Source organism: Cognatishimia sp. WU-CL00825 (assembly GCF_040364665.1).
In the GTDB taxonomy this organism is placed as follows: domain Bacteria; phylum Pseudomonadota; class Alphaproteobacteria; order Rhodobacterales; family Rhodobacteraceae; genus Cognatishimia.
Window position 1 is genome coordinate 64,301 of record NZ_BAABWX010000008.1, and the last position, 10,449, is coordinate 74,749.

General features: G+C 56.5%; 10 protein-coding genes. 4 read left to right on the forward strand and 6 right to left on the reverse strand.

The window, feature by feature from the left end; genetic code table 11:
- The 6 genes from ABXG94_RS16810 to ABXG94_RS16835 form a co-directional block, all read right to left on the reverse strand.
- Entirely contained in the window at positions 1–765 is a 765-nt protein-coding gene (locus ABXG94_RS16810) for a sulfotransferase family 2 domain-containing protein (protein WP_353536147.1), read from the reverse strand.
- A 12-nt stretch (positions 766–777) separates the two neighbouring features.
- Positions 778–1,506 (reverse strand): CatB-related O-acetyltransferase, encoded by a 729-nt coding sequence (locus tag ABXG94_RS16815; protein WP_353536148.1) that lies wholly within the window; start codon positions 1,504–1,506, stop codon positions 778–780.
- Positions 1,499–4,042: a glycosyltransferase gene (locus ABXG94_RS16820; RefSeq protein ID WP_353536149.1), complete on the reverse strand. Its 2,544-nt coding sequence runs from the start codon at positions 4,040–4,042 to the stop codon at positions 1,499–1,501. Before ABXG94_RS16820 ends, ABXG94_RS16815 begins: the two co-directional genes overlap by 8 nt.
- 256 nt (positions 4,043–4,298) lie before the next feature.
- The gene (locus ABXG94_RS16825; protein WP_353536150.1) at positions 4,299–5,312 is read right to left on the reverse strand and encodes a ParB/RepB/Spo0J family partition protein; all 1,014 of its coding nucleotides are present in this window, start codon (positions 5,310–5,312) and stop codon (positions 4,299–4,301) included.
- Positions 5,299–5,436: a hypothetical protein gene (locus ABXG94_RS16830; RefSeq protein ID WP_353536151.1), complete on the reverse strand. Its 138-nt coding sequence runs from the start codon at positions 5,434–5,436 to the stop codon at positions 5,299–5,301. Before ABXG94_RS16830 ends, ABXG94_RS16825 begins: the two co-directional genes overlap by 14 nt.
- Positions 5,433–6,824, reverse strand: a complete 1,392-nt coding sequence (locus ABXG94_RS16835) for an AAA family ATPase (protein WP_353536152.1) — start codon at positions 6,822–6,824, stop codon at positions 5,433–5,435. Before ABXG94_RS16835 ends, ABXG94_RS16830 begins: the two co-directional genes overlap by 4 nt.
- A 470-nt stretch (positions 6,825–7,294) precedes the next feature.
- Here ABXG94_RS16835 and ABXG94_RS16840 point away from each other — a divergent pair, with 470 nt between their 5' ends.
- The 4 genes from ABXG94_RS16840 to ABXG94_RS16855 form a co-directional block, all read left to right on the forward strand.
- Entirely contained in the window at positions 7,295–8,287 is a 993-nt protein-coding gene (locus ABXG94_RS16840; protein WP_353536155.1) for a replication initiator protein A, read from the forward strand.
- Positions 8,288–8,379: 92 nt separating this feature from the next.
- Complete coding sequence (gene rfbC, locus ABXG94_RS16845; protein WP_353536156.1) at positions 8,380–8,940, forward strand: dTDP-4-dehydrorhamnose 3,5-epimerase; 561 nt, start codon at positions 8,380–8,382, stop codon at positions 8,938–8,940.
- Positions 8,937–9,983 carry a dTDP-glucose 4,6-dehydratase gene (gene rfbB / locus ABXG94_RS16850; protein WP_353536153.1) on the forward strand — a complete coding sequence of 349 codons (1,047 nt, stop codon included), beginning with the start codon at positions 8,937–8,939 and terminating at the stop codon, positions 9,981–9,983. The genes rfbC and rfbB overlap by 4 nt, the downstream gene beginning before the upstream one ends.
- Positions 9,980–10,449: SDR family oxidoreductase (locus ABXG94_RS16855; RefSeq protein ID WP_353536154.1), on the forward strand; the 470-nt coding region annotated here is incomplete at its 3' end. The genes rfbB and ABXG94_RS16855, both read left to right, overlap by 4 nt.

Consider the following 10,449-nt stretch of genomic DNA (forward strand, 5'->3'; position numbering starts at 1 on the left):
CTAAACCTGCAAGCCGATTTTTTCGATCAAAGCGTCATCTGCAGCAGCAAATGCATCCAGCCGGGCCCGGTCCTTGTCACCGTCCAACAGCGCCAACAGCCGGGGCCAGCGGGTTTCCCCCTGAGGCAGGCTGCCCACATTTGCAAAAGTATTCACAACATTCAACTGGCGCCCAAGAAGCGCACTCAGATCATCCTCCAGAGCAGCCAGATTCAAGGTGGAATAGACCCGATCTAGCTGCCTGATATTCTGATGTGCCAAATGCACCCGCTCGGCCTGATCTTGCTGTGCCAACTCTCCCCAGCCCCGCATTTTACGCGTCGCAAAATAGCTGCAATAGAAATTGTCATAATGGTCGTGGATAAAGCGTTGCCACCAGGGGCCTCCGCCAAAGAAATAGGCGCTTGCGGATTTCTGCAACACCATTCGCTTGCCAATATTATGCGGCTCGGCCAGCTCCGCCTCGGTCAATTGCCCGGCCTGTTTTAACAGGAAAAAGTAAAACGACGCGATACGCTCACGCGGGTCCCGCAGCACCGAAAAGGTAAACGGGTCCGGCAGAGTTTCCAGCACATCCCAGTCAATATGGCCTGAATAGAGCCTATATCCGGCTGGCATTTGCGCCGCACCCTCTGCGGCTTGGGTATGCACGCGCACCGGGGAAACATGCCGCGCGCCAATCACGCGCTGCAATTCATTATGGATTGTCTGACCTGCGGTTTTTGGGATGTGCAAAAAAACGACAGGCCGCGTGGGGCGGGTCATGGGATTGCGCATTTAATCTTTTCGCAGGTCTAAAACATCAGGCTTAAAATCTGGCACATTTTTCATCGCATAGACCCCGCGCACAAAGTCATGCGGGTTGGACGGATCCAGATGCTGCAATTGCCAAGGGGCAAAGCGCCACCAGCGCGAATTCAACATCGACGACATCAAAAACGACGGCACCCGCATTTTTTTGATCACCGCCGGATTGCCCGCGACCACCGCATAGGCCGGCACATCTTTGGTCACCACCGCATGGGCCGCCACAACCGCGCCGGTGCCAATGGTAACGCCTGCCGCAATATAGGCCCCGTGCCCAATCCAAACATCGTTGCCGATCTTTGTCACTTTCACACGGGTGGGCGGACCGGTGTAATCAAATTTATAGCTGTGATACTCCGCAGCCTGCTCAAAGCCATCCCCCAGCGAGAACAGCTTGTCTCCCAGATAAAAGGCCGGCGAGGTCGACACCCAATCCATGGGATGATTTTGGCGGCCAATTTGAACATTTTCGCCAAACGAACAATACCGCCCAATGCGCGCTGCAAAACAATACCCCGATACCTGATAGGAAAAAGCCCCAAGCTCGATGGAATGCTCATATTCCGTCCATTTCAAACTGCAGGGTGCTTCAAACACACTGTGCGTGGGCAAGGCCACGGAATGCCCCAAGCCGCCGCGGCGCAATGTTTCAATACCCGCTTCACGCAAGCGCTTTTCAGAAACCTGTTGTCTACTCATTTACTTTCATTTCCAGACCCAATCGGTCCTCTTCGTTCGCTACTCTCTGTGCCAAAATGGCTTGCTGCATGCTTTGCGCCAGGCCCATATCCCCAAAATAGGGGATCAAATGTCCATTGTCTGCTTGCCCAACCGCATCTCCCTGCCCGCCAATGTCAAACGCATAGGTTGGCATGCCCGTCGCCAAGGCTTCGTGGGTGGTATAGGAGAACGTTTCAGGCCAAATCGAAGGGATCAGCCAGTCCGTAATCTGGAACCGTGCGACAAGCGCTTCTAGATCCTCCAGCGCATATGCGCCATGCACATAAACGCTTTTGGGCAAAACATAACTGGGATCCACATCGCCCAACACCATCAGGGAAATATTCTTTTCGGATTTCAGCAGCTCGGCCAACTCACAAAGCACGGCTGCCCCTTTGTGAAACCCGATGTTCCCCAGCACCGCCACCACCCGCACCTGATCAGCCAGATCAGCCAGATCAGCCTGCGCCGGGGGCCCGATGTGCGGCACATCCACAATAAGCTGATGAGGTTTGAGCAACATTTTGGCGGCGCTCTCAGGATATGTGGCCAAGAACAGGTCCTGACTGCTCTGAGAGAACACCGTCACCTGATCAGCATGATCAACCAGCTGCCCCCATTGCGCCTGCCAGGTCTGCAAAGACGTGCCCGCCACATCCCCGCCTTGGGGCTTTCCGCGGAGGCCATGAAAAACCCCATTGTCATCCAGCAGAGTATAAGAGGGGGAAATCATAAAATAATCATGCACCAGAATCTCAAAACGACAGGCCTCTGACACCCTGAGCGACAATAGATCTTGCGGCAACGTCAGAGGGCTATGGTCCCCAACGCCGCAGGAATAGACAATCGCGCGCCGCCCAATCGGGGCCAGAACCCGCTGCACATCCTCGATGTAATCCAGCGTGCCGCTGCATCTGCTTTCGCCGCATATGATTTCAATCTGCCAGCGTCGATCGCCGCCGACCCGCAAGATAACCGAGGCAAGCCCGTCCTCAGACCAGCTGTTCTGAATTTTCTGTTCCAGATAGATATCCGCACCACCGCCCATGCTATGGGCCAGATAGATCGGCACCGCGCGGCCTGCGGCCAGTTCATGGACCCAGGCAATGGCCAAGACCATCCGCGCTGTGCCAAGCGGATCCGCTTTGATGAACCGTTGCACATCCAGGTCGTAATCCGGATAACGACTGGCGACAATTTCATTGTTCTTCTGAATAAGCTTGCGCTTTTCAAAGCTGCCAAAACTTGCGCCGCCACGGTGCTCGACAAACAGGTTGGGCACCGCCACGTGCCGCCCGCCAAGCGCCCGCACCTTTTGGCACCAATCAACTTCTTCCCCATACCCCCGGCCAAAGGCGGTATCCAAATGCGGGATCTTTTTCAGGAACCTGCGGTTGATGGCCATGCAAAACCCTACGCCAGTTGGCACTTGGATCGCGGTTTTGGCAGGCGGCAGGTTGCGCGCCACCTTATCAATGGCATCCGCCTGGCCCGGCTGCAGGTCCCGGCGTTCACAAATGACTGGAACTGAAAATATTTCGGCGTCATTTGACATGGGCGTGGTTGTTGCCACCCCCGCATCCTGCACAATCGGCGCGATCAACCGACCAGCCCAACCCGCAGGAACCAAGGCATCTGAATTGAGCAAAACCACATGCTGCCCATTGGGCCTTGCGTGATCCAACCCCCGATTAACCGATTTAATGAACCCAAGGTTTTCTGCATTTTCCAGCACATCAACCACGGCACTGTCATCCCCTTGAACCGCCGCGTGATCCGCTGCCCATTGCCGCAACCAGGGCCGCACAGCTTGATCCGTCGAACAGTCTTCGATCACGACCAGCCGCCAGGGCACATCCGTATGGGCCACCACCCGCTCCAGCACTTCCGGCAGCAAATCAAACGCATTATAGACCGGCAGGATAATGGTGATCGGCTCTGCCACCGTCGCCACAGGTTGCCCCCCATGGGGCACCTGTTGTGGATCCAGTGGGCTGGCAGTGTGGATCGGCTGTAACCCCAGAATGGTCTTCACCCGATGCCGCGCGGCAAAATCTTTGAACAGCGCCCATTTGGCAATCGCCGGCAAAGCGGCAGAGAGTGCTGTCACAAACCGGAGTTTCATCACCGTCAAAGACCAAAGCCGCCGCCAGCGCGCAATCGGTCTGACATGCAAAGCAATATCAGCCTCTGAATGGCGCAGGCTTAGGGTGAAGCTCCCATTGCCGTAGGCTTCGGTCAGGCAAAACCCCACATGCGGCGAGCCGCCAAAAGCCGCGCGCACATCTTTGCGAAACAGGCTGGGTACCGTGCTGGTTTGGCCAACGCGCGAAATCAGGGAAATCCGCTCGGACCGACTCCAGCCGTGAAATTCCACAGCCCTCCCCTTTAGTATAACGGAATCCACATTGCCGATCAGCGTCCCATCAGCGTCCACAAGTTGAAACCCAGAAACACGCAGCTCCAGATGTTTGTCTTCATAGCGCAAATACAAATTTCGAATACGATTTAGCACGCGGGCTTCCCTAAAACCGGATCATCCTGAAAAACGACAACCTGGATAAAATTTACATCAACTGAAACATTCATAGTCGAAACAATCCTAAGGTTCATTTAACTTTCAACTGCAGGAAAGCCAAACAAAAGAACCGGTCAGGGCCCGCATCAAAAGCCCGCATCAAAAGAAAGACCAATGGTTATGCGCAATGTTTCGCGCGCGAAACATTGCGGCAAAGCAAGCCCTGTGAAAGTCAAGAAACCGGTGGCCGATTTTAAGACTGGTCTTTCAACCACTCCAGCAACGCCGCGCGCAGTTTGGGGGTCAGAGCTTTGCCGGATAATTCCAACCGATCACCGGCCGCATAAGACCGTAATGTCAGGCCGGGGCGCAGTTCATCATCGGTGAATTTCGCCTGTTTAGACTCTGATTTTTTGGCAGGTGCCGCCGGTGTGGCCCTTTGCAACGCCGCCATCAGAACCTCTTGTTCGGCCTCTGGGGTTTGCGCTTTGGCGGCGGTCAGCTGGCGGCGCAGCTCTGGGGCAAAATCAGCATCCTCGTCCAATTGCTTGGCCAGCATCAGCCCCATGCGTTCGCCAATCGCCTGCGGAAATGTCAGCACGTCATCCAGCGCCTCGACCACGGTCAAGAACGACCGGATTTTGGATCGTTTTGTACGCGATGCGGATCTAAACAGGCTGAGTAGAGCCTTTTTAGAGGTTTCAAACACCCCTTGCTCTACGGATTTGGCGGCAATGCGCGCCCGCTCAAAATAGCTAAGACCCACGCGGATTTCGTTTTCTTCCACCATCGCCAGATAGGCATCAGAGGCGGTCTCTGGTCGGCGCAGCAAGGCCTGTACAGTCTCCGGTCCCTCGCCCAGCTCTTGCAGCTGGCGAATGGCCTCGCAGCGCCGCCAGCCCGAGATCAGCCCGTAAAACCCCAGACCTGTCGCCACCACTTCGATTGGGGTTTGCTGACCACGATCCCGGATCGAATCCATCAAGGCCTGCATCTCTGCGTCATCCACCACCACCCGGTCGCGCACCAAATGATCCAATGTGATGTTTTTCAGTGCGATGTTCTGGATCATGCGGCCGTTTTTGCGCGCATCCTCCAGCTCTTGGCTCATCTCTTCCATCGCCGCCATGGCAGCAGCATCCGAGGCCACATCCGCAATTGGGGCCCGCCGGCCCAGAACCTCGGCAGCGGCCGCTTCGGCCAAGGGCTCAACCGCCGGGTTGGCAAAGGTCACGATCGACGGGTTCAGGCGCTTACGTTTTGCCATGGGTCTTCTCCTGTATTAGAGCCACATTCAGAGCCAATTTAAGCCCCAACGCCAGATGCACATTATCAAGGCGGAATTTGATAAAGATGCCGTCAGCGCGGCGTACGCTGCGCATACCGATCATTCGGCGGCCTGCTGCATATCCAGCTCGTCCCGCCGCCAGCTGCCAATCAGCAATTGTTTAAAGGCCGCATAGGTCGCATCAAATGTTTCGCGCCCCCGCACATAGGTCTCGCGGTTGAAATCCCGGTAATCCGCCTCGTAAATTCCCTGAACCTGCTCGCCCGCCTGTCCGATCAAGGCGGTGAAATCCTGCCGGTGCGGCGACAGGGTTTGCCCCAAATAGGCCTGCATCAGAGCCGCAAGTTCCGCCTGTTGCGTGCCATCATAGCGCGTGACCACCGTACGCACCGCGTCCCATTGAAAGGCCAGCTCATCGCGCCCCAGGGCCCGGGCCGCCATATTCTCGGCGTCCTCGATGCTGCCAAAGGTCGAATGCAGCATGTCAAAAAACCGCCCCGTGCTGTCAAATTCCAGAAACGACGCCCCCATCGGCACCAGCAGGATGTCAGCGGCGGCCAATCCGTTGATCGTCAGATAGCCAAGCGCCGGGGGGGTATCGAGGAAAATCACATCGTAGTCCTCCAGAATACCGTCGGCCTCAAAGCTTTCGGTCAAGGCATCCCACAGCTTCCAGCCGCGCGCCTGCATGCGCCAGACCGGGATCTGGAATTCCGCCCAATAGAGATTGAGCTGGGCGCCAATCAGATCAATGTTGGGCCAATGGGTTTTCTGCACCAGCCCCTGCGCCTTGATGTCCAGCGCCTCGGTCAAAGTGTCATCCAGCGGATGCGGTGTGTCACCCCGATCCAGCCGGCGCTGATTTTCCAGCCGTAAATGTTGCGCATAGTGGCGGGCCATCAAAGGAAAGACCGTCTGCCATTCATCCTCGACCTTGCCGCCAAAGACCGAGGTCATAGACCCCTGGCTGTCCAGGTCCACCACCAGCACCTTATAGCCGTCCAGCGCGGCGCTCATGGCCAGATGGGCGGCTGTGCTGGTCTTACCCACCCCACCTTTGAAATTGGCCACAGAGACCATCTTGGCGGGCTGCCCCTTGGGGCGATAGGGCAGGTATTCTTTGGCCTTTGATCCCTCTTGGCCAAAATGCGCCCGCAGCCGCAGCACCTCATCCAGGGTAAACCACTTGGCCCCCCCGGCGGTCTCGCTGGTGCCCTGGGGCAAATCTGGGTTTTGTTTGAGCACGCGGCGGAAATGGCCGGTGGCCACAGGGATCAGATATTTGGTGATCTCCCAGGTGGAAAACAGCCGCAGGTGACGGCTGCCGTCGGCCTCTAGGCCCCGGCTTGCCAGATCGCTGCGCCCGGCCTCACAGGCCTTGGCAATGCTTCCAAAGCCGGCTGTGGTGGTGGGATCGCCCAGGGTTTTTAGCGCCTGATCGGGATCAATATTGAAGTAAGGAGGCAGATCGCCTCGGCCTTCGGTTTTCATCTGCTTGCCCTCAAATGTACCTGTATCCGCATCAATGTGCGCGGTTTTGATCAGTATAGCAAAAAAATGCGAACATGCAATAAAAGTGCAAACAAGCACTGGTTTTTCTAAGCAAATCAACAGGAAACACTGGGAATTTGGCTTGGGGTTTTGCCAATCAGATCTTTTTTAGTGTTATTTACTGTTATTAAAACGTTACGGGAATTTTGCTTTGACGCAAAGCCCAATGATTCAAGGCATTTGCGGGGTGTATTTTTACGCTTCGTGACTCTGAAACCCCGATCTTGCGACTCTGATCCCACGAGGCGGTGACTCTGATCCTCCGAAAGCAGGCTGGACGCTGCCTGTGGATAACTTTAGGGTGAGCGTCACTGAAACCCCGAAAAATCGGGGGCAGGATTCGCGCACCACGAGCAGGGCGCAGGAGAGACAGGCAGATGGCACAACTGGTTTCCAGCGGGGCAGGGGCTATGGCCCTTCAGACCACCCGCGGCAAAGCGGGCGATTTTTTCGTTTGCGATATTTTTGATGCAAGCCCCAAGGATGATCTGGGCACGATGGAACATCCGATTTTTTCGCTGTCCACTCGGCCAGACCGGCGCATTCTCAGCTATGCCCATAATGGCACCACCATCGAGGTCACCCCCAGCGTCAAGGGCCGCGCCACCATCCATGACAAAGACATTCTGATTTACTGCATCAGCCAGTTGATGGCGGCGGCCAATGCGGGCCGCGAGATTTCGCGCACGTTGCAATTGAAAGCCCATGATCTGCTGATCGCCACCAATCGCGACACATCCGGCGATGGCTATACCCGCCTGCGCGAGGCGTTTGAGCGTTTGGCTGGCACGCGGATTACCACCAATATGACCACCGGCGGCGCCGAGATCACCAGCGGCTTTGGTCTGATCGAAAGCTGGGAGATCGTGCGCAAGGCCAAAAGGGGCCGCATGGTCAGCGTGATGGTGACCCTGTCGGAATGGCTGTTCCGGGCGGTGCAATCCAAATCGGTTCTGACGCTCAGCCGTGATTACTTTGGCCTGCGCAAGCCACTGGAACGGCGCCTCTATGAATTGGCGCGCAAACATTGTGGCCGCCAGCCCGAATGGCGCGCCAGCGTGACCACCCTGCATAAGAAATCAGGCTCTACTGCGCCCCTAAGGGTGTTTCGCGCCGCGCTCCGCAAGATGATAACCGAGGGCAACCTGCCCGATTATGACCTGACCGAAGAGCCCGGAGATCTGATTGTGGTGACCCGCCGCGGTCAGGTGGTGCTGCCGACCGAGGCTCCGATGCTGACGCCCGAGGCCCATGCGGCCGCCCGCGCCCTGATCCCCGGTGTCGACGTCTATGCGCTCCAAGCGGACTGGCACAGTTTCTGGGCGGACAGCGGCAAACCGCGTTTGATGAATGCCGACAAAGCCTTTCTGGGCTGGGTCAAAACGCGGGTTGGCACGGTATAGGCCTGGATAGGCCTGGTTTTGTGTTACTGGCTTCTCCTGTCGGGGAGGGCGTTGTATGCAGGCTTAAACAATTTATTTGAGACAATAAAATGATGCATGTTGAACAGACCGCCCTCTCTGGTGTCCTTATTTTAACCCCCCAACGCTTTGGCGATGCGCGTGGCTTTTTTAGCGAAAGTTGGAATCAACAGCGCATGATGGATGCCGGGCTGGATTTTGACTTTGTGCAGGACAATCATTCGATGTCAGCCGAGGTTGGCACCATACGTGGGCTGCATTTTCAGGCCCCGCCCCATGCCCAAGATAAATTGGTGCGCTGTGGGCAAGGCGCTTTGTTGGATGTCGCGGTGGATATTCGCAAAGGTGCGCCCACCTATGGGCAAAGCGTGGCCGTCGAGCTGAGCGCAGAAAACGGCAAGCAGCTTTTGGTGCCCAAAGGGTTTTTACATGGGTTTATCACGCTTAAGCCTGACACCGAAATCATCTATAAATGTTCTGACTATTATGCCCCTGATTGTGATGGGGCCGTGCGGTGGGACAGTTGTGGGATTAACTGGAATTTTGCCGGCACGCCTGTTTTGTCTGAAAAAGACGCAGTTGCCCCCGCCTTGGTTGATTTTGACAGCCCCTTTGTCTGGGAGGGTTCATCATGAAAATTCTTGTCACAGGCGGCGCGGGATTCATCGGCTCTGCGGTGGTGCGCCACGCCATTTGCGACGGCCATGAGGTGGTGAATCTCGATGCGCTGACCTATGCGGCTTGTCTGGAAAACGTCGCAGGGGTTGCCAATGCGCCGGGTTATCACTTTGTGCAGGCTGATATTCGAGATCGCGCTGCATTAGATACTGTTTTTGACACATATAACCCGGATGCTGTCATGCATCTGGCCGCCGAAAGCCATGTGGATCGGTCGATTGATGGGCCGGGTGATTTTATCGAAACCAACATCACCGGCACCTTTAATATGCTTGAGGCCGCGCGCAAATATTGGCTGGCTCAGGACAGGCCCGAGGGCTTTCGGTTTCACCATATTTCCACCGACGAGGTCTATGGGTCGCTTGGAGCCACCGGGCAGTTTACCGAGGACACCGCCTATGATCCGCGCAGTCCCTATTCTGCCTCCAAAGCCGCCTCTGACCATCTGGTGCGCGCCTGGGCAGAAACCTATGGGCTGCCGGTGGTGCTGACCAATTGTTCCAACAACTACGGCCCCTATCATTTCCCCGAAAAGCTGATCCCGGTGATCATCATCAACGCCCTCGCAGGCAAGCCCCTGCCAATCTATGGCGATGGCAGCAATATCCGTGATTGGCTGTATGTCGAAGACCACGCCGACGCGCTTTTGCTGGTGCTGCAACAGGGACAGCTGGGCCGCAGCTATAATATCGGCGGCGAAAACGAACGTAGCAATTTGGAACTGGTGCAAACACTTTGCGATATTTTAGACCGGTTGCAACCGCGTCCCGATGGCAAAGCCTATGGTGATCAGATCAGTTTTGTGGCTGATCGCCCGGGCCACGATGCGCGCTATGCGATTGACCCCAGCCGTATGCGTGACGAATTGGGCTGGCGGCCTTCGGTGACGGTCGAAGAAGGTCTGGAAAAAACCGTGCGTTGGTACCTGGACAATCAGGACTGGTGGCAGGCCTTGCAAAATCGTCAGGGCGTTGGCCAACGTTTGGGCGTCAAAACATGATTTTGGTGTTTGGAAAAACCGGGCAGGTGGCCCAAGAGTTGGCCACCTATCCAGACGTCTTGTGTTTGGATCGCGCAGCGGCAGACTTAAGCGACCCAGTGGCCTGCGCTGCAGCCATTCACCACCATGCCCCCAGTGCCGTGATCAATGCTGCCGCCTATACGGCGGTGGATCGCGCCGAAGACGAAGAGGCGCGGGCCACGGTCATCAATGGCGACAGCCCCGGTGCAATGGCGATGGCCTGTGCAGAACGCCACATTCCCTTTCTGCATGTCTCTACCGATTACGTCTTTGACGGGCAGGGCACAACGCCTTGGACCCCCACGGATGCCATCGCCCCCCTCAACGCCTATGGCCGCAGCAAGGCCGCCGGAGAGGCCGTCATACGGGCCGCCGGTGGGCAATGGGCCATCCTGCGCACGTCATGGGTGTTTTCCGCCCATGGGGCGAATTTTGTGAAAACCAT